Origin of the sequence: Nocardia sp. NPDC051981 (assembly GCF_040680715.1) — a bacterium.
Lineage (GTDB): Bacteria > Actinomycetota > Actinomycetes > Mycobacteriales > Mycobacteriaceae > Nocardia.
Map to the genome: position 1 here is coordinate 114,133 of NZ_JBFAXK010000007.1, position 19,354 is coordinate 133,486.

The 19,354-nt window shown below is 68.9% G+C and carries 17 protein-coding genes; 7 read left to right on the forward strand and 10 right to left on the reverse strand.

The genetic code is table 11. The features are described 5' to 3' along the window. Positions 1 to 52: 52 nt before the first annotated feature. The gene (locus AB0L60_RS15735) at positions 53 to 631 is read left to right on the forward strand and encodes a CGNR zinc finger domain-containing protein (protein WP_364613457.1); all 579 of its coding nucleotides are present in this window, start codon (positions 53 to 55) and stop codon (positions 629 to 631) included. Positions 632 to 820: 189 nt separating this feature from the next. Here the strand turns inward: AB0L60_RS15735 and AB0L60_RS15740 are convergent, their stop codons facing one another. The 6 genes from AB0L60_RS15740 to AB0L60_RS15765 form a co-directional block, all read right to left on the reverse strand. Continuing rightward, positions 821 to 1,852, reverse strand: a complete 1,032-nt coding sequence (locus AB0L60_RS15740; RefSeq protein ID WP_364613460.1) for an ATP-dependent 6-phosphofructokinase — start codon at positions 1,850 to 1,852, stop codon at positions 821 to 823. Positions 1,853 to 1,922: 70 nt separating this feature from the next. Next, entirely contained in the window at positions 1,923 to 2,756 is an 834-nt protein-coding gene (locus tag AB0L60_RS15745) for a hypothetical protein (RefSeq protein ID WP_364613463.1), read from the reverse strand. Positions 2,757 to 3,071: 315 nt separating this feature from the next. Continuing rightward, a complete protein-coding gene (locus AB0L60_RS15750; RefSeq protein WP_364613466.1) occupies positions 3,072 to 3,851 on the reverse strand; it encodes a hypothetical protein in 780 nt (259 codons plus the stop codon). 163 nt (positions 3,852 to 4,014) lie between these two features. After that, entirely contained in the window at positions 4,015 to 5,859 is a 1,845-nt protein-coding gene (locus AB0L60_RS15755) for a protein kinase (protein ID WP_364613469.1), read from the reverse strand. A 57-nt stretch (positions 5,860 to 5,916) separates the two neighbouring features. Next, entirely contained in the window at positions 5,917 to 6,570 is a 654-nt protein-coding gene (locus tag AB0L60_RS15760) for a response regulator transcription factor (RefSeq protein WP_364613985.1), read from the reverse strand. Positions 6,571 to 6,599: 29 nt separating this feature from the next. Further along, entirely contained in the window at positions 6,600 to 7,934 is a 1,335-nt protein-coding gene (locus tag AB0L60_RS15765; protein WP_364613472.1) for a histidine kinase, read from the reverse strand. A gap of 207 nt (positions 7,935 to 8,141) precedes the next feature. On the opposite strand from AB0L60_RS15765, the gene AB0L60_RS15770 reads away from it, so the two are divergent. The 5 genes from AB0L60_RS15770 to AB0L60_RS15790 all read left to right on the forward strand — a co-directional run bounded on the left by AB0L60_RS15770 (position 8,142) and on the right by AB0L60_RS15790 (position 14,321). Continuing rightward, positions 8,142 to 8,474, forward strand: a complete 333-nt coding sequence (locus AB0L60_RS15770; protein ID WP_364613475.1) for a hypothetical protein — start codon at positions 8,142 to 8,144, stop codon at positions 8,472 to 8,474. A gap of 40 nt (positions 8,475 to 8,514) precedes the next feature. Then, complete coding sequence (locus AB0L60_RS15775; protein ID WP_364613478.1) at positions 8,515 to 9,300, forward strand: ABC transporter ATP-binding protein; 786 nt, start codon at positions 8,515 to 8,517, stop codon at positions 9,298 to 9,300. Continuing rightward, a complete protein-coding gene (locus AB0L60_RS15780) occupies positions 9,297 to 11,792 on the forward strand; it encodes an FtsX-like permease family protein (RefSeq protein WP_364613481.1) in 2,496 nt (831 codons plus the stop codon). Before AB0L60_RS15775 ends, AB0L60_RS15780 begins: the two co-directional genes overlap by 4 nt. A 25-nt stretch (positions 11,793 to 11,817) precedes the next feature. Further along, positions 11,818 to 13,332, forward strand: coding sequence for an Asp-tRNA(Asn)/Glu-tRNA(Gln) amidotransferase subunit GatB (gene gatB / locus AB0L60_RS15785; RefSeq protein ID WP_364613484.1), 1,515 nt, complete (start codon positions 11,818 to 11,820; stop codon positions 13,330 to 13,332). Positions 13,333 to 13,496: 164 nt separating this feature from the next. Next, entirely contained in the window at positions 13,497 to 14,321 is an 825-nt protein-coding gene (locus AB0L60_RS15790) for a MerR family transcriptional regulator (RefSeq protein ID WP_364613487.1), read from the forward strand. Positions 14,322 to 14,358: 37 nt separating this feature from the next. Here the strand turns inward: AB0L60_RS15790 and AB0L60_RS15795 are convergent, their stop codons facing one another. Next, positions 14,359 to 14,484, reverse strand: coding sequence for a hypothetical protein (locus tag AB0L60_RS15795; RefSeq protein WP_364613490.1), 126 nt, complete (start codon positions 14,482 to 14,484; stop codon positions 14,359 to 14,361). A 231-nt stretch (positions 14,485 to 14,715) separates the two neighbouring features. Beyond that, a complete protein-coding gene (locus AB0L60_RS15800; protein ID WP_364613493.1) occupies positions 14,716 to 15,864 on the reverse strand; it encodes a PQQ-dependent sugar dehydrogenase in 1,149 nt (382 codons plus the stop codon). A 135-nt stretch (positions 15,865 to 15,999) separates the two neighbouring features. Here AB0L60_RS15800 and AB0L60_RS15805 point away from each other — a divergent pair, with 135 nt between their 5' ends. Further along, positions 16,000 to 16,869 carry a DoxX family protein gene (locus tag AB0L60_RS15805; RefSeq protein WP_364613496.1) on the forward strand — a complete coding sequence of 290 codons (870 nt, stop codon included), beginning with the start codon at positions 16,000 to 16,002 and terminating at the stop codon, positions 16,867 to 16,869. Positions 16,870 to 17,180: 311 nt separating this feature from the next. Here the strand turns inward: AB0L60_RS15805 and AB0L60_RS15810 are convergent, their stop codons facing one another. Together AB0L60_RS15810 and ilvD are read right to left on the reverse strand one after the other, a co-directional pair. Further along, a complete protein-coding gene (locus AB0L60_RS15810) occupies positions 17,181 to 17,480 on the reverse strand; it encodes a hypothetical protein (protein ID WP_364613499.1) in 300 nt (99 codons plus the stop codon). A gap of 16 nt (positions 17,481 to 17,496) precedes the next feature. Then, on the reverse strand, positions 17,497 to 19,338 hold the full coding sequence (gene ilvD, locus AB0L60_RS15815; protein ID WP_364613502.1) for a dihydroxy-acid dehydratase: 1,842 nt from the start codon (positions 19,336 to 19,338) through the stop codon (positions 17,497 to 17,499). Positions 19,339 to 19,354: the final 16 nt, after the last annotated feature.

The following is a 19,354-nucleotide window of genomic DNA, read 5'->3' on the forward strand; positions in this document are numbered from 1 at the left end:
CACACGTTAGAACATCATGGAACGAAAACGCAATACCCGTTAGAATGTGACCATGGTCGATCCCTTGGCACTCCGTTTGGCGAACACCATCCGCGCCACCAGCCGTGGCCTCACGGACGCCTTCGGCACCCCCGAATCCACCCGTGAGTGGCTGGTCGCCAATGCCGCGAATGTCGGTGTGTACCTGGACCTCGAGGCGTACCTGCCCACCGAGGACGAGCGCGCCGCCCTGGTGGACCTGCGGCAGAACGTGCGCGCGCTGTTCGCGGAATACGTTGCGCCCCAACCACCCAGCTCCGCCGACGCCGCCGTGCTGCCGGCCTTCCCGGACGCACTGGCCGCCGTCAACCGCGCGGCGGCCCCCGCGCTACGGCTGCTGGCGTGGGACGACACCGGTCCGCACACCGACCACCGGCTGCTGACCTCGGACGACCTGGCCACCGTCATGGCCGGTCTGGCCGACGCCACCATCGAGTTCTTCTCCGGCACCCAGGCCGCCCAGATCCGCGTCTGCCCGGCCCCGCGCTGCGTGCGCTATTTCCTGAAATCGCATCCGCGCCAGGAGTGGTGCTCGGTCGCCTGCGGCAACCGCGCCCGCGCCGCCCGCCATTACGCCCAGCACCGCGACTGAGCCCAGCGGCGCGACTGAGTTCAGCTGAGTTCAGCGGCGCGACCGAGCCCAGCGCCGCTACTGGGTCGAGTCCTGCGCGACTGAGTCCGGGGCTGCGGTCTATCCGGCTCCCGCAACGCGAAACGGCCCTCGCACCGACAGGCGCGAGGGCCGTATGCCGCAGTGTGTTTCGACTCGGAGCGAGCCGGCTCAACCGAAGAAGGCGGCCGCCTCGCGGTACCGATCCTGCGGCACCAGCTTGAGCTGCTTGGTGGCCTCCGACAGCGGCACCAGTTCCACCTCGGTGCCGCGCAGCGCCACCATCTGCCCGAATCGCCCGGCGTGCACGGCTTCCGCGGCGTGCACGCCGAAACGCGTTGCCAGCACGCGGTCGTAGGCGGTCGGGGTGCCGCCGCGTTGCACATGCCCGAGCACCGTCACCCGGACCTCCTTGCCGATGCGCCGCTCGATCTCCGGCGCCAGCTGCTGGGCCACGCCGGTGAACCGCACATGCCCGAATTCGTCGATGCCGCCGTCGCGCAGGCTCATGGACGTGGGATCGGGGTGCGCGCCCTCGGCCACCACGCAGATGAAGTGCGAATCCCCGCGCTGGAAGCGGCGTTTCACCATGGCGCAGACCTCGTCCACGTCGAACGGCACCTCGGGCACCAGCGTCAGGTGCGCGCCGGAGGCGATGCCGGAGTTGATGGCGATCCAGCCCGCGTGCCGCCCCATCACCTCGACCAGCATGACGCGCTGGTGGGATTCGGCGGTGGTGTGGATCCGGTCGATGGCCTCGGTGGCGATGGAGACGGCGGTGTCGTGGCCGAAGGTGGTATCGGTGCAGTCGATGTCGTTGTCGATGGTCTTGGGGACGCCCACCACCGGCACGCCCTCGTCGGCCAGCCAGGAGGCGGCGGTCAGCGTGCCCTCGCCGCCGATCGGGATGAGCGCGTCGATCCCGTTGTCGTCTAGGGTCTGCTTGATGCGGGGGAGTCCGGCGCGCAGCACGTCCGGATTGGTGCGCGCGGTGCCCAGAATGGTGCCGCCCTTGGTGAGCAGCCGATCGGTGCGGTCATTGTTGAGGATCTGGATCTTGCGATCCTCGAGTAGGCCACGCCAGCCGTCCTGGAAGCCGACGATCGCATCCCCCCAGCGGCCGTTCGCGGTACGAACGACAGCACGGATCACGGCATTCAGGCCTGGGCAGTCTCCGCCTCCGGTCAAGACTCCGATGCGCATGATCCCCATCTTGCCCTTAGATCGGCGGCCTGTGATCCCCGCCCCCGTGAACCGCGGGTTACGGTTTCCGCTAGCCGGCGGTGCAGGTACCGCCCTTGAGTTCGTCGAGGTGCTTGCCGATCAGGGTGGCGATCTTGGTGAGGATCGTGGTGCCCTCGTCGAAGGAGCCGGAATTGGGCTGGGTGGCAACCGCGATGGCGATCTGGCCGCCGTCCACGGGGATCAGTCCGAATTGCCGGACCAGGTAGTTGCCGCTGGGATCGGGTCCCCAGCCACCCTTGAAGATGGCGCCGTCCAGATTGCCCAGCCCCCAGCGCTGAGTGGAGCTGATCTTGCCCATCAGCGAGGTGACGTCGTCGGATTGCGCCAGGCAGGGGAGTTTGGCGGCGAATTTCAACTGATTCGCCAGCGACCATTCGGCCTGGCCGAACGCGGAGTAGTCGGCCCGGGCGCGGGTGGCGGGCACCGTGGTCTCGGTGTCGCCGCCCTCGCGTAGCACGTCCTGGACGGTCTGGGCTGCGACCTCGGGGGTCCCCAGCGATTGCCAGAGGGTGTCGGCGGCGGAGTTGTCGGAGTATTCGATGGCGTTGACCGCCGCCACCTGGTTGCCCGCACTCTTGCGCAGCGCCGCCAGGGTCAGCGGGACCTTCATGGTCGACCAGCCGGGCCCGGAGCTCCAATCGCCCAGGGCCAGCACCCGATCGGTGCCCACCGGCATCACGGCCAGCCCGACCTTGCCGGCCAGCGACGGCTTCAGGTCATTGGTGAAGTCCCAGGCCAGCGAGCCCGGCAGCGCCATGACGGTGGTGGGGCTGGCGGCGCTGGGCGCGGCCGCGGCCACGGTGGTCTTGTCCGGGACCAGCACCGGCTTGCTGCTGCACGCGGTCAGCGCCCCGACCAGCACGGCCAGCGCTCCGCATCCCCGCGCGAGCCGCCGTCCGCGCCAACGGGATCTGTACCCCGCATCGCGTGTGCTGTCCAGTGCGTCGCGCTGGTCAGCGTTCCGCGAACACGGTGCGTGCACCCCGTAACCTCCATCTGCCCCGGTGTCCGGTGCGTTCCCTGTTCCTAGCGGACGCACCTGGACCCGTCAATCGCAAGGATTGTTGTGGGTCGGGACACTGGTGGTCAAACCCGGTGGGTATGGACGTTTTTCACCGGCTCATGCCCGATTGGGGGTGCACGCTGGGCGTTTTGAAACGAATACGCGCCGAATGTGTTAGCGCGAGCAGAGTCCGCCGTGCAGGTCGGGCAGATGGTCGCCGACCAGCAGCGCGAGCTTGTCCATCATGTCCGTGGCGTCGTCGAAACTGCCCGAGGTGGGCTCGGCCGCCAGCGCCACCGCCACCGGTCCGTTCAGCGTCGGGACCAGCCCGAACTGGCGGACGGTGTACTTGCCGGTGTCGTCGTCGGGACCCCAGCCGCCCTTGAATTCCGCGCCGATGAGCCGGCCCAGACCCCAGCTCTGGCTGGGGGTGATCTCACTCATGAGCGAGACCACAGAATTGGCGCGCGGCAGGCAGGGCAGCCGGGAGGCGAAGTGGACCTGATCGGCCAGCGACCAGTCGGTGGCGCCGAAGGCGAGCAGATCGTCGGACTCCAGCGCGGCCAGCTTGGTGTGGCGCGCGGCGACGTCGGTGGTGGCGTCGCCGGCCTCGCGCAGCACCGCCTCGACCGCGTCGGCGGCCTCGCTGCCGGTGCCCAGCGAGTTCCAGAGCGTCTGTGCCGCATCGTTGTCGGAGAAGGTGATGGCGGCCTCGGCGGTGGAGCGCATGCCCACCGGATCGTGGCGCAGCGCGGCGAGCGCCAGCGGCACCTTGATGGTGGACCAGGCGATGCCGGTGGTCCACTCACCCAGCTGGGTCATGTCGCCACCGCCGACGGGCATCACCGCCACGCCGACCCGGCCGTCCAGGGTGGCCTGCAGATCGTTGAAATCCGCTGCGAACGCGACCGATTTCGGCAGCCCGAACAGCTCCGGCAAATCCGGTCCGATCATGCTCGGGACCGGTAGCGCGGAACTGTCGCCGACCGGCTTGATCTCATCGGACTGCGCCGAATGACGCTGTACAGCACCGAGATTCGGGCTACAAGCGGAAACGGCCAGGACAGCCGCCAGCGCCAGCCCGCGCACAAACCCCTTGCGACAGGCTGGAATTGGATCAATAGACATACACCACCGCGTTCTCGCCACCGACGCAGGTCACCAATTTGCCTGCGGCCGTGCAGTTCATCGTGTAAGACCGGCCGGTCACCGGGCTCACTGCCATCACACTAACTGCCGAAGCCTGCCGACCAGAAGCCGCGTCGGCATAGGCTCGGCGCACCTCTTCCGCGAAAGGGCAGGTAGTGACCGTGTTTCCGATCGCGGAACTGGCGTAACCGCCGAGCGCCGCATACACCGGTGGACACGACGTCGCTCCCGCCGGCAGTTGCACTGTGGTGGGCGCCGGGGTCGTCGCCGCCGGGCCCGCCTGCTGCGACCGCGGGGCGGTAGTGCCCGGAACACCCTGTGCCGCCGTCGTTATGGGTGCTTCGTTGCCGGAGCGGTCCAGGACTTGCCAGCCCACCGCACCGGCAACGGCGGCCACCGCGACCACCAGCACGCCGATCGCCAGTGGCGCCGCGATCGACTTGCCCTTGCTCCGTTTTCCGGGCTTGCGGGGCGGCGGCTGGACGATGGGGTGATCCGCGGTCGGGTACAGCGAAGGATCGGGCGCCGGCGCGTACGGGAAATCCCGCTGCCGCGCCTGGGCATGGCCCCAGACCGCCTGCTGGTGGGCGTCGGCCGGCAGCGGCGTGTAGTGAAAATCGCTGACCCGCACCCGGGTCGGATCCGACGGCAGGATGACCGGCAGATCCCCTGTGGGCGAAGGTTCCTCGGCGGCCGGGAAGGATCCGGTGATGTAGGCCGGGATCGCCCCGGTGTTCAGGCCGAGCCCGGAACCGGGTTGCCGCACAGTGGGATCAGGTTGCCGCACAGCGGGATCGGAGTGCCGCACAGTGGGATCGGCATTGCGGCCCGCGGCGGGCGTCCCGCCCGGCACGACCGTGGTCGGCGGCCCGGCGGGCGCGCCGGTCGGCAGCACGGTCGTCGGTGGCGGTCCGACCGGCGGACCCGGCGGCACGGTCCGGCCCGGCCGGGGCTGCCCCGCGGGCGCGGGCACCGGCTGACCACCGGCCAGCGCCGCCCGCGCGGCCCGGGCGAATTCGCCCGCGGTGAAGAACCGGTCGTTCGGATCCTTGGCCAGCGCCTTGGCCACCACGGCATCCAGCGCGGCCGGAATCCCGCCGCGCAGCATGCTCGTCAGCGGTGGCGGCTCCGACAGATGCGCGCGGATCAGCACGCTCATGTTGTGCGCCGGGAAGGGTTTGGCGCCAGTGAGGCACTCGTGCAACACACAGCCCAGCGAGTAGATGTCGGCGCGCCCGGAGACCGGCCCGGCGTCGAAGCGCTCGGGGGCCATGTAGGCGTAGGACCCTACGGCCGTGCCGGTCACGGTGATGGTGGAATCGCCCTCGGTGCGCGCGATGCCGAAATCCGCGAGATATGCGAAATCTGCATCAGTCACAAGGATGTTCGCGGGTTTGACGTCCCGGTGCACCAGCCCCGAGTAGTGCGCGGCGTCCAGCGCCGCGGCGATCTGCTCGATGATCCCGATGACCCGAAGCGGCGGCAGCGCGCCGTACTGGTTCAGCAGCGAGCGCAGATCCTGCCCGCGCACCAGCCGCATATCGATGTAGAGCACACCGTCGATCTCGCCCCAGTCATGGATGGGGATGATGTGCGGCTCCGCCAGCCGTGCCGCCGCCTGCGACTCCCGGCGGAAACGTTCCTGGTAGGAGGGATCTTTCGCAAGTTCGTCCGGTAGCAGCTTGAGGGCGACGACCCGATCCTTGGAGGTGTCGTAGGCCTCGTAGACCTCTCCCATACCGCCCCTGCCCAGCAGCGAGCGCAACTCGTACGGCCCGAACCTGCTTCCGGCCCGCGATGGCGGTGCATCCACCCCGTCCAACCTCCAACTCTCAGGAGGGAAGCAGACGAGGACCCGCGACCCACCCCTCTAGGAGGTGGATTCTCCCGGTGCCACTACGCCGTGGTCAAACGCAAAGACGATGGCCGCTGCCCGGTCGCGTAACCCGAGCTTCCCGAAGATATGTCCCACGTGGCTCTTCACCGTTACCTCCGAGATACCGAGTGTGCGCGCGATCTCAGCATTGAGGCGGCCGCGGCCGATGAGCTCGAGCACCTCGAGCTCGCGAACGGTCAGCTCGGACAGGCGATCGCCGCCGGGTGCCGGCGTGGGACGGGCCGAGCGATAGGTGGTCAGCACCCGCGGCGTGACCGTCGGGTCCAGCCAGGAGCCGCCGGTGGCCACGGTCCGCACCGCGCGGATCAGATCCTCGGCGGGGGAGTCCTTGAGGATGAAACCGGCCGCGCCCGCCCGCAGCGCGCCCGACAGCAACTGGTCGTCGTCGAAGGTGGTGAGCACCAGCACCGGCGGCGCGTCCACGACCGTTCGCAGCGTCCGGGTGGCCTCGATGCCGCCGATCCGCCTCATCCGCAGATCCATCAGCACCACGTCCGGGCGGTGCGCGGTGACGGCCGCGGGCACCTCGTCCCCGTCCGCGCACTCGCTCACCGTGAAACCGTCGCGGCGGCGCAGGATTCGGCGCAGCCCGCCGCGCACCAGCTCCTGATCGTCGACGACGAGCACGCCGATCGGCTCGTCGTCGGATCGGTCGATCACGTACCCTCCTGCGGGGTCTTCTGGGTCATGGACAGCAGTACGGAGCGCAGATTCTGTTCCGCGGCGGCGATACAGGGCATCTGCCCGGTCGTCGGGATCCGGGCGGACACCCGCCAGCCGTCGTCGTGGGGTCCCGCGGTCAGGGTGCCGCCGAGGACGGCCAGGCGCTGGCGCATGCCCGAGATGCCCATGCCGCGACCGGGCCGCAGCAGTGCCCCGGGGGGCAGGGTATTCGTGATGGTGACATCAATATGTCTGGCGCAGACCATCATTCGAACCTGAGCCTGTGCGCCGGGGGCGTGCTTGGCGATATTGGCGAGGGATTCCTGGCAGATCCGGTACAGCGCCAGCCCCAGGGCGGCCGAGACCTGCCCGCGATCGCCTTCCGAGCGGAAGTCGATCGCCATGCCCGCGCGGAGGAAGTCCGATACCAGATCCTCGATGTCATCGAGGCCGGGTTCGGGCGTCTGGGGCGCATGGTGCCCGTCCAACAGCCCGACCGTCCGGCGGATGTCGGCCATGGCCTGCCTGCCCAGCCGCTCGGCGTCGGCGAGCGCGTCGATCGCCTCGTCCACATCGCGGTCGGTCTGCAGCGCGTGCCGGGCTGCGGTCACGTGCAGCAGGGTGACGCTCAGTGAGTGCGCGATGACATCGTGCACCTCACGGGCGATGCGCCGGCGCTCCTCGCCGGCGGCCTGCAGGGCGCGGACCTCCTGGTAGTCGCGTTCCTGATACAGGTAGCGGCGCTGGTAGTTCAGCAGCTGCCCGGTGAACCACCCGAAGAGGATGCCGAGCGTGAACCAGGTCAGTCCGTCGATGTGCCCGACGTATCCGAAGAACATGATCTCCGCGATCATGCCCAGGCCGATGACCGTGCTCACGGATGTCCGGGTGATGGCCGCGACCTCGCCGGTCACGACGATCAGGATGAGTGGTGCCACATCCAGCGGCACCGGCTGCATCAGGAACAGGGCCACCCCGGCCATGGTCAGCGAGGCGAGCAGGACCGGGCGCGGCGGGAGGTTGAGCACCACGCACGGCGGCCCGGTCAGATAGATGATGAGCAGCGCGGCCAGGGCGAGGAAGCCGGGGAAATAGCCCGCGGCCACCCGCTGGGCGAAGGCGATCGTGCTGAACGTGTAGAGCATCACGTCCACCAGCACGACCATCGAGACCGGGTAGTCGAAACCGGTCTCCTCCACCCAGCGCCGGTATTCGCGGACCGGGTTGCGCACGAACCGCCGGGACCGGACACCGGCTTCGTGCAGCCACTCCCGTAATTCCTGCAACGCGTGCCCGACCGCCTCGGGGGTGGCGCTGGTCACGTTCATTCTGCAAGGCTATCCGTCGAAGCAGACCGCGTACATCGTCCGGCGGCAGGGGCACGTCTCCTACCGGAGTAGGAGGTCAAGTCGCGTCCGCGGCACGAAGACAGGGGTATCGGAGCGATCGTAGTTTTGGGGCAACGGCACACGCGCCCGCCCACAAAGCCCGGGTGCATACAACGCTGGGACCCAATTCAATGGAAGGTTGGCGCCATGTCCTGGGCAGACCTACACGCTCGTACCGACATCCTGCACATCGTTCTCGATCGGGCAGCACGAAATCCAGCTGATCCCAAGCTGTTCGACAATCTCCCGGAGCTGCAGCGCCTGTTCGGCGACCCTGACGGGGTACTGCTCGCACTGCGCAATCGCTGGGAGAACCATTTGACCGTGAAGATGGAAAACGCAATGGAGAAGGGTGCTTTGGCGATCGAGGTGTACGCGGAGCTGTGCGCCGAACAGCCGGCCCTGCGCGCGATCCTCGACACCTACGACACCGACCGGCTGTATTTCGGCCGTCCGCGTGCGCGAGCGCTGGCCAGCTGATAGACACCGGCTGGTATTGATCTGCAGAGGGGAACGACCAATGCTGGAATTGACCGACGTCACCAAGGAATACCGGGTGGGCGAGCAGACCGTGCGCGCTCTGGACGGGATCAGCCTGCGGATCGATACGGGGGAGTTCACCGCCATCGTCGGTCCTTCCGGCTCGGGCAAGAGCACCCTGCTGCACCTGCTCGGCGCGCTGGATTCCCCGGACAGCGGGTCGATTCGATTCCAGGACAAGGAGATCGGCGACCTGGACGACGACCGGCAATCCGAATTCCGCAGGCACCGCGTCGGTTTCGTCTTCCAGTTCTTCAATCTGCTGCCCACGCTGACCGCCTGGGAGAACGTCGCCATCCCGAAACTGCTGGACGGCACCGGATTACGCAAGGCAAAGCCGCGCGCGCTGGAATTGCTCGACCTGGTCGGGCTCAGCGAGCGCGCCGAGCACCGGCCTGCCGAACTCTCCGGCGGTCAGATGCAGCGGGTCGCGGTGGCGCGGGCGCTCATCATGGATCCGCCGCTGATCCTGGCCGACGAACCGACCGGCAACCTGGACTCCAAGACCGGCGCCTCGATCCTGCAGCTGCTCGCCGACATCACCGAGGAGGGCAACTCCGTGGTCATGGTGACCCACGACATGGGTGCGGTGCGCTACTGCGACCGGGTGATCAACCTGCGCGACGGGCAGATCGGGTCCATCGACCGGGTCGAGCGCGGTGATGACGGTGAGGTGCGGACCGTTCCCGAGCCGGGCCGCAAAGGTTCGGCGCCCGCCGCCGGCGGCGATGTCACCGCCGCCGACGCCGGGGCGGTGCACGCATGATCCGCGCCGCGCTGGATCGGCTTCGCCTGTTCAATATCGGTGAGCTCTTCGCCCACCGCGGCCGCACCGCCATGGCCATGGTGGTGATGGGAGTGTCCGCGGGACTGCTGGTTTCGGTGTTCAGCATCTCCGGCTCCATCACCGGCTCGGTCGACAAGCTCACCCACAGCCTGGGCGGCAGGGCGGTGCTGGAGATCAGCGGCATCACCGATGCCGGCTTCGATCAGCAGCTGCTGCAACAGATCCGGTCCGTGCCCGGGGTCGGCACGGCGGTGCCGATGGTGCGGCAGTCCATCGGGGCCGACGACAAACGGGCCCTGCTGGTCGGTGCGGACCCCTCCGCCGCCCAGCTGGGCAGTGACCTCGGCGGGACGGTCACCGATCAGGCGAGCAAACTGCTCACGGTCGCCAACGGTGTCCTGGTCGGCTCCGCCATGGGCTATCAGGAGGGTGACAAGTTCCAGCTCGGCACCGTGACGGCCACCGTCGCGGGCGTCATCGACGACTCGACCGCCGCCAAGATCAACGGCGGCCACATCGCGATCGCGCTGCTGCCGGTGGCGCAGAAGATCACCGGCCGGGAGGGTCGGCTGGACTCGGTGCAGATCATCGCCGCACCGAATACCGATGTGGGCCAACTGCGTTCCGGCCTCACCAAAGCGATCGCCGGCCGGGCAGTGGTCGCCGATCCGGATCTGCGGACCGCGCAGGCCGGCGGCGCGGTGATGCTGGTGCGCTACTCGACGCTGGCCTCCTCGGCCTCGGCGCTCATCGTGTCCTCGTTCCTCATCTACAACGCCATGAGCATGGCCGTGGCGCAACGCCGCCCGACGCTGTCGCTGCTGCGGGCCATGGGCGGCAAGCGCGGTCCCGTGGTGCGCGATCTGCTCGCCGAGGCCGCGATCCTCGGCCTGTTCGGCGCGATCAGCGGATCCATCATCGGAATCTTCATGGGCCGCACCGCGATCCGGCAGCTGCCCGCCGCCATCGTGAACTCCGTCGAGTCGCGCACCGAGTACGAGGTGCCCGGTTACGCGGTGCCGGTGGCGATTCTGGCCTGCGTGCTGGCCAGCGTCGCCGCGGCGGCGATCGCCGCGCGGCAGGTGTACAAGGTCGCGCCGATCGAGGCGCTGGCCCCCGTCGGCGTCGGCGCGGCCGACAGCGTGAAGCCGGTGATCCGCTGGGTCGCCGCGATTCTCGGTCTGATCATGGTGTCGGGTGCGGTGGTCGTGGCCGAGGCGGATCTGGGCCGGCTCTCGATCGGGGCGATCTCGCTGTCCATCGCCGGCGCGGTCGTGCTGTGCTTCGCCGCCACCGAGCCCATCGTGCGCGTGGTCGCCGCGGTGGCCCGGCTTTTCGGCGCGCCCGGCGCCCTGGGCGCGACCACCATCGAACGGGCGCCGCGCCGGGTCTGGGCCACCGTCATGACCGTCACGATCGGCGTCACCGCCATCGTCGCCATCGGCAATGCCAGCCGCAATATGGTCGGCGCCGCGACCGACAGTTTCGAGGGCCTGGCCCGCACCGACGTCTTCGTCAGCCCGACCGCCATGGAGCAGTTCCCCACCGGCCCGCTGCTGCCGCCGGACCTGAAGCAGAAACTGAGCGCCATCCCCGGCGTCGGCGGAGTCGGTTCGGCCCAAATGGCTTTCGCGACCCTGGGCCGCGGCCGCGTCATGCTGCAGGCCTTCGAGGGCGGCGTGGCCCGGACCTCGGTGCTGGACAGCGTGAGCCAGGCCGACCAGGCGCGCATGGCCGCCGGTGCGGGCGTCGTCATCTCCCGGGATGTGGCCCGCTCGCTCGGCGTGCACGAGGGGTCCGACCTGACCCTGCCCACCCCGACCGGTGAGCACCGGGTGCAGGTGCTGAAGGTGGTGCCCTACTTCTCCGCCATCGCGGGCGTGGTGGCGCTGGACCTGAACATCATGCGCGAGTGGTACCAGCGGCCGGGCGAGACCATCATCGGCATCGACTTCGCGCCCGGCGCGGACCATGCCGCGGTGATGGCGGCCGTGCGCGCCGCGGTCCCCGCCGATATCCACGTCAGCACCGGACGCGATGCGGTGACCGCGATTTCGTCCAGTGTCCGGCAGGGCACCTCGATCAGCGCGGCCATCCTCTGGATCGTGGTCGTGGTCTCGGCGGTCGCGCTGCTCAATACGCTGATGCTGTCGGTGCTGGACCGTCGCCGTGAACTCGGGGTGCTGCGGGCCATGGGCACCAGCCGCCGCTTCCTGCTGCGCACCGTGCTCACCGAGGCCGCCGGTATCGGGGTGACCGGCGCGGCACTCGGATTGGCGATCGGCTCGGCCGTGCACTACCTGGCGACCATCGCGCTCGGGCACGCCATCGCCATGTACATTCGCTATCAGCCCAGCCCACTGCTGGTGGCCTACGCCGTCATCGCGCTCGGACTGTCCCTGCTCGGGGCCATCCCGCCCGCCCTGCGCGCGGCGCGGCTGCCCATCGTGGAGGCCATCGCCGTGGACTGATCGGCGAGTAAATAGGATGGAGCGCATGAGCGCAGCGACCGTGGACTTGATGGACTACTCCGATGTCATCGACCGGTACGAACCGGTGCTCGGCATGGAGGTACACGTCGAGCTGGGCACCGCGACCAAGATGTTCTGCGGCTGCCCGACCGTATTCGGCGCCGAGCCCAACACCCAGGTGTGCCCCGTGTGCCTGGGCCTGCCGGGCTCGCTGCCGGTGGTGAACGAGAAGGCCGTCGAGTCCGCGATCCGCATCGGGCTGGCGCTGAACTGCTCCATCACCCCGTGGGGCCGGTTCGCGCGGAAGAACTACTTCTACCCGGACCAGCCCAAGAACTATCAGATCAGCCAGTACGACGAGCCGATCGCCACCAACGGGCACCTGGATGTGGTGCTCGATGACGGCTCGACCTTCCGGGTCGAGATCGAGCGGGCCCACATGGAGGAGGACACCGGCAAGTCGCTGCACGTCGGTGGCGCGACCGGCCGCATCCACGGCGCCTCGCACTCGCTGCTGGACTACAACCGCGCCGGCGTGCCGCTCATCGAGATCGTCACCAAGCCCATCGAGGGGGCGGGCGAACGCGCCCCCGAGGTGGCCCGCGCGTACGTGACCGCGCTGCGCGAGGTGCTCAAGTCCCTGGCCGTCTCCGACGTGAAGATGGAGCAGGGCTCGCTGCGCTGCGACGCCAACGTCTCCCTGATGCCCAAGGGCGCCAAGGAATTCGGCACCCGCACCGAGACCAAGAACGTGAACTCGCTCAAGAGCGTCGAGGTCGCGGTGCGCTTCGAGATGCGCCGCCAGGGTGCGGTGCTGGCCGCCGGCGGCTCGGTGCTGATGGAGACCCGCCACTTCCACGAGACCGACGGCACCACCTCGCCCGGTCGCATCAAGGAGACCGCCGAGGACTACCGCTACTTCCCGGAGCCGGACCTCGAGCCCATCGCGCCCGACGCCGCCTGGGTCGAGGAACTGCGCGGCACCATCCCGGAGTACCCGTGGCTGCGCCGCGCCCGCATCCAGTCCGACTGGGGTCTGTCCGCCGAGGTGTTCCGCGACCTGGTCAATGCCGGTGCGCTGGACCTGATCATCGCGACCGTCGACGCGGGCGCTTCCGTGGACGCCGCCCGTTCCTGGTGGGTCGCCTACCTGACCGAGAAGGCCAAGGAGCGCGAGGTCGCGCTCGAGGACCTGCCCATCACTCCGAAGCAGGTCGCCGAGGTGGCCGGGCTGGTCGAGGCCAAGACAATCAACAACAAGGTCGCCAAGCAGGTCGTCGACTTCGTCCTCGCGGGTGAGGGCGAGCCGGCCCAGATCGTCGAGGCCAAGGGCCTGGGCATGGTCTCCGACGACTCCGCGCTGCAGGCCGAGGTCGAGAAGGCCCTCGCCGCCAGCCCGGACATCGCCGAGAAGATCCGCTCCGGCAAGGTGCAGGCGGCCGGCAAGGTCGTCGGTGACGTCATGAAGGCCACCCGCGGCCAGGCCGACGCCGCCCGCGTCCGCGAACTGGTCCTCGCGGCCTGCGGAGTCGAGGGCTGACACCTCCGAAACAGCCTGTGGCGCACGATCGATGCGGTGCGCCACAGTCCTGACTCCACCCACTCTCGGAATCGGGGCGCGCGGCATCAGCCGCGCGCCCCGAGCTCTCGAGTGATCATGGGCTTGACCCTCACACCGTGTGAGGTCCTAAACCTGGAGGGGTCATGTTCAGTATCGGAGACTTCGCCAGGTTCGGATCGGTGTCGGTGCGAATGCTGCGCCACTACGACGAGATCGGACTGCTGCCGCCGTCCGAGGTGGATCCGTGCAGCGGCTATCGGTTCTATTCGGCCGAACAGCTCGCACGGCTCAACCGGATCGTCGCGTTGAAGGAACTCGGCTTCACCCTGAACCAGGTGGCCGAGCTCCTCGATGGGCAGCTGTCCGCGGAGCGGTTGCACGGCATGCTGCAACTGCGTCGCGCGCAGCTGGCCAATCAGGTGGCCGCGGACACCGCACGGCTCGCGAGCGTCGAGGCGAGGCTCCTGCGCATCCAGAAGGAGGGCGTCATGCCCGAGCAGGAAATCATCGTGAAACCGCTGTCCGCCACGCTCGTCGCCGAAATGAGCGAGGTCGCGGCCGAATCCGGGGAGGCTGCGGTCGGGCCCATCATCGAGCGGATCTACGCCCGGCTCGGGAAACTGATCCCGGAGGCCGGGCTCACCATCACCGGCGCGCCCGTCGTGTATTACGAAGAGCTCGAAGAAGGTTTGCGCGTGCACGTCGCGCACCAGGTCGCGGGGACCGCCGCGCCGGGCAGCAGCTTCGACCTGCACCTGCTGCCGGAGATTCCGCAGGCCGCGACCCTGGTGCATCGCGGGAAGCTGGCCGAACTGTGCGTGTCCTTCGAGGCCATGGGGCGCTGGGCCGACGAGAACCGTTACGCCCCCAATGCTCCCATCCGCGAGGTCTACCTCAACGCGCCGGAGGACCCGACCTCGGACGGGTGGGTCGTGGAACTGCAAATGCCGGTCGCCCCTGCCGTGTGAACGGCTCGGGCCCGACCGGCATCCGGTGTCCTCTCGACTACACGCTGCCCCAGGACTGCAGCAGGTAGGTGATGTTCGACATGATCGAGGTCACCACGTCGGCGAAATTCAAAGCCGCAGAACCCAGATCGACGCTGCCGCCACCGTCGATATTCCCTATCACGTCCCTCCAGTGTTGCTGGCCATTTGCCCAATCCACGGTATGGGGCGTTCGACCCGGGCGTGAAGATCGCAACCGGCCCCGGATCCGTGGGGGCACGGGCCAGTATCGGCACTCGAAAATGGCTGGCACTGGCCGGTAGTGGCAGTGATGGCGGCACCCGGCGGAACTCGCACTCCCCGAAAAACGCTGCGGCGCACAGCTGTTGCTGTGCGCCGCAGGGGAAGCCGGTGGCTAGTCCGGTCCGTTGCCCTGGCCCGCGGACGGCGGCGGGATCCGCACCACGCGATCGTCGTACTGGTTGGGATTGCCGTCGGGCTTGTTCACGGTGCCGACCCAGATATTGCCGTCGCCGCCCAGTGTCGCGCCGTCGAGGCGGCCGTACTTGTCCTGGGCCAGCAGCGAAGGCGCCGCGGTGACGGCGTGGGTGTTCTTGTCGGCCGTGGCGAGAGCCAGGGCCCGCTGGTTGGTCAGCGAGATCGCGACACCGTCCGAGGCGGCGGCGCAGCCCGCCACGCCCGGGTGGTCGGGCCAGGTCCAGGCCTTCACCGCGACACCGTCGGGGCCGACCCGCTGTAACCGGTCCTCGGTGGCGGTGCGGTCGGTGATCCAGATGGAATCCTTGCCGTCCGAGCACACCCCGCCCGCCACGCCGATACCGGTCACCACCACATCGGCGGAGGAGCCGGGCGCGGGGGAGCTGACGCTGAGCAGCTTGCCGGCCATCGAGTTGGTGTCGGCGGCCAGCGACGGGTTACCGGCATCACCGGTGAGCACCAGCATGCGGTTCTGCGGGGCGAAATCGATGGACCCGCGATTGCCGTTGACCCCCTTCGGAATTCCGGTCAAGATCGGCTTGGGCGCGCCACCGTCGGTGGAGATGCGCACCACCCGGTTGTCGCCCCCGGTGGTCACGTACGCGTAGATCAGCCCGTCCTCGGTGAAGGTGGGCGACAGCGCCAGGCCGGTGAGACCGCCGTCGCCGGCCGGATCCACATCCAGCCGGGCGATCTCGATGGGCGCGGGCGGTTCACCCTCGTCGGTGGCGACCACCTTCAGGATGCGCCCCGTGGTGCGTTCGGCCACCAGCGCGCTCCCGCCGTCGGGCAGCGCGACCAGGCCGGCGGTGGTGTCCAGGCACGAGACCACCACCGCAAGATCGGGATCCACGCACGGCAGATCGGGGCGCTTGGCATTGGTCGGCGGCACCTTCGGCGTCGTGGTGCTGGGCTCGGCGTCCTGCCAGGTCGGCTCCGTGGTGAACGGGCTCGAGGCACGATCATCGAAGCGGGCGCAGCCGGACAGCAGCACGGCGCCGAGCGTCACGCCCAGCACAACTCTCCGCGCACCCACCCCGGCACGGCCTGCGGCAACCAAACTCATGGTTGAGACGTTACGGAAAACCTGCCGTCCACGCTCGGACGGGGTGTCCCTTCCTTCGCCGTGGCGTGAATCGGACGGTGGACACGCCCGTGTTCTGCTGTGTGCCGAGCGGTTCTGGCTAATAGTCTGGCCCGCGTGACAGACAAGCCGAACGAGCCGTCCGCCGTGGCGGGCGATCTGCCGCCCGCTGCTCCGCGACCGGCCGGTGAACCGGTCCGGAGCCCCTTCGATTCGCCGACCGAACAGTTCGCCACCCCGTCCGGCGTCCAAACCACCGAGAAGCTGCCCCGCACCGACGAGGAACTGGGCCTCGACCCCGAGGTCCCGCTCTACAACCAGGTCAAGAACGCCATTCCCGGTGCGGCCGACGGCACCACCACCGAGCCGTCCCCGACCTACTCCTTCGCCAGCATCCCGCCGGCACCGCCCAGCCCCGCCGACAGCAACGGCCGGGTCCGCCGCCGCGACGACCGCCGCGGCACGCTGGACCTCGGACTGCTGTTGCTGCGCTTGGTCATCGGCGGCACCTTCGTCTACCACGGCCTGCAGAAGGCCGCGGGCTGGTTCCACGGCCCCGGCTACGACGGCATCAGAACCGCCATGGAGAACGGCGGCTGGAAGCATGTGGACCTCGCCGCCCCCCTCCTCATCGCCGGCGAACTCGGCGGCGGCATCATGGTCGCCCTCGGCGTGGCGACCCCCCTGGCGGCCGGCGCCCTGCTCGCCATCATCCTCGACGCCTGGATGTGGAAGCAGTCCATGGTCCCCGGCTTCCAATACTCCGCCAAGGGCAACTCGGTAGAACTCGAATCCGTCCTCGCTGCGCTCGCCACCGTCCTCATCCTCACCGGCCCCGGCCGCCTCTCCCTCGACCGCAACCGAGGCTGGGCCACCAGACCCCTGTGGGGCTCCCTCGCCGCCATCGCCGCCGCCCTAGCCGCCGCCATCCTCGCCTACACCTACCTCCACGGCGGCAACCCCCTATCCGGCATCACCTTCAACTAACCCCCGAGACCCCCGAACCACCAAGCGGCCGTACCGATCCCGAAAGATCGATACGGCCGCTTGGTCGTATGGTCCGCGCGAAAACCCTCGAACGGTGTGCCCGCGCCGGAACTCGGCCTGTACAGCATGGGCCGTGGTAAATCCCGCGCGCTTCAGCAGCGTGGGCGAGACCCTGCATCCTCCGGTTGCGCGGGAGGCTCCGCGGGACGTTCAGGTGTGATCTGGAAGATCCCGCGAGCCCCTTCGAGGCTGCAGGCTTGCCCCGCAATCCTCTCCTCGAAAGGTGGTGGGGGCTTGCCCCCATCCACCTTTCACCACTGACGCGTGGTCCAGGATTCCCATTCCTGGAAGGTCTCTTGATGGAGTTGGAGGACCCGGCCGGACTTGCTGTCGATCTCCTGGTGCAGCATCGCCCGGTGCTGGTTGATCCGTACCTGCTCATCCGGCGTGGCCATGAACTCGGCGTGGTCGAGTTCCCGCACCTCGGCGGCCAGCTCCTCGGCCTCGGCGAGCAGCGCCTTCGCTTCGGCATTGCGGGCGTCCGACCGCTGGAGCATGGCCGTGTAGTCGGCAAGCATGGAGTCGGCCTTGCCGATGTATTCGATTGTCATTCCCTTGCTTTCTTGATTACGGCACGCGCCGGACGGCACCCTTGTCGGCGGAGGTGGCGAGCGCGGCGTAGGCACGCAGCGCGGTCGTCACCGGGCGCTCGCGGTTCACGGGCTGCCAAGGCCGTTCGGACGCTTCCATTTTCACGCGGCGCTCCGCGAGAACGTCTTCGGGGACCAGCAATTCGAGCGCGCGGGTGTGCACGTCGATGCGGATGCGGTCACCGTTCTCGATGAGGCCGATGGACCCGCCGCTGGCCGCCTCCGGGGAGATGTGGCCGATGGACAGGCCCGAGGTGCCGCCGGAGAAGCGGCCGTCGGTGATGAGCGCGCAGACCTTGCCCAGGCCGACGCCCTTCAGGAACGAGGTGGGGTGCAGCATCTCCTGCATGCCCGGGCCACCGGAGGGACCCTCGTAGCGGACCACGACCACGTCGCCGGGCTTGATCTCCTTGCCCAGGATCTTCGAGACCGCCTCCTCCTGGGATTCGACCACCACGGCCGGGCCCTCGAAGGTGAACAGGTCCTCGTCGATACCGGCGGTCTTGAGGATCGCGCCGTCCGGGGCGATATTGCCGCGCAGCACGCACAGCCCGCCCTCGACGGTGTAGGCGTGCTCCTTGTCGCGGATGCAGCCGCCCTCGGCGTCGGTGTCGAGCGAGGACCAGCGGTTCTCGGTGGAGAATGGCACGGTGGTGCGCACCCCGCCGGGCGCGGCGTGGAACAGTTCGACGGCTTCGTCGGAAGCCTTGCCGGAGCGGATGTCCCAGGTGTCGAGCCACTCGTCGAAGGACGCGGTGTGCACCGTGGTCACATCGGTCTCGAGCAGGCCGGCGCGGCGCAGCTCGCCCAGGATGGCCGGGATGCCGCCGGCGCGGTGCACGTCCTCCATGTGGTAGTCGGAGTTCGGCGACACCTTGGACAGGCAGGGCACGCAACGCGAGATCTCGTCGATGGTCTGCAGATCGAACTCGATCTCACCCTCCTGCGCGGCGGCGAGGGTGTGCAGCACGGTGTTGGTGGAACCGCCCATGGCCACATCCAGCGCCATCGCGTTGCGGAAGGCCTTGGCATTGGCCACGTTTCGCGGCAGCACCGAGGCGTCGTCATCGCGGTACCAGCGGGTGGCGATATCGACGATGACGCGGCCGGCCTTCTCGAACAGCGCCCGGCGCGCGGCGTGGGTGGCCAGCGTGGAGCCGTTGCCCGGCAGCGCCAGGCCCAGCGCCTCGGTGAGGCAGTTCATGGAGTTGGCGGTGAACATGCCCGAGCAGGAGCCGCAGGTCGGGCAGGCGGAGCGCTCCACCTCGGTCAGCCCGTCCTCGGTGACGTTCGGCGAGGCGCTGGCGGAGATGGCGGTGATCAGGTCGGTCGGGGCCTGGGCCACGCCGCCGACGACCACGGCCTTACCGGCCTCCATCGGACCGCCGGAGACGAACACGGCCGGGATGTTGAGCCGCATGGCGGCGTTCAGCATGCCGGGAGTGATCTTGTCGCAGTTGGAGATACATACGAGCGCGTCCGCGGTGTGCGCGTTGGCCATGTATTCCACGGAGTCCGCGATGATCTCGCGCGAGGGCAGCGAGTACAGCATGCCGCCGTGGCCCATGGCGATGCCGTCGTCCACGGCAATGGTGTGGAACTCGCGCGGCACGCCGCCGGCCGCCCGGACCGCCTCGGCCACGATCTCGCCGACGTCCTTCAGGTGCACGTGGCCGGGGACGAACTGGGTGTAGGAGTTCGCGATGGCGACGATCGGCTTCCCGAAGTCGGAGTCGGTGAGACCGGTCGCGCGCCAGAGAGCGCGTGCGCCCGCGGCATTACGGCCGGCGGTGGTGGTGCGTGAGCGAAGCGGTGGCATTGGTCAGGTCCTCGGG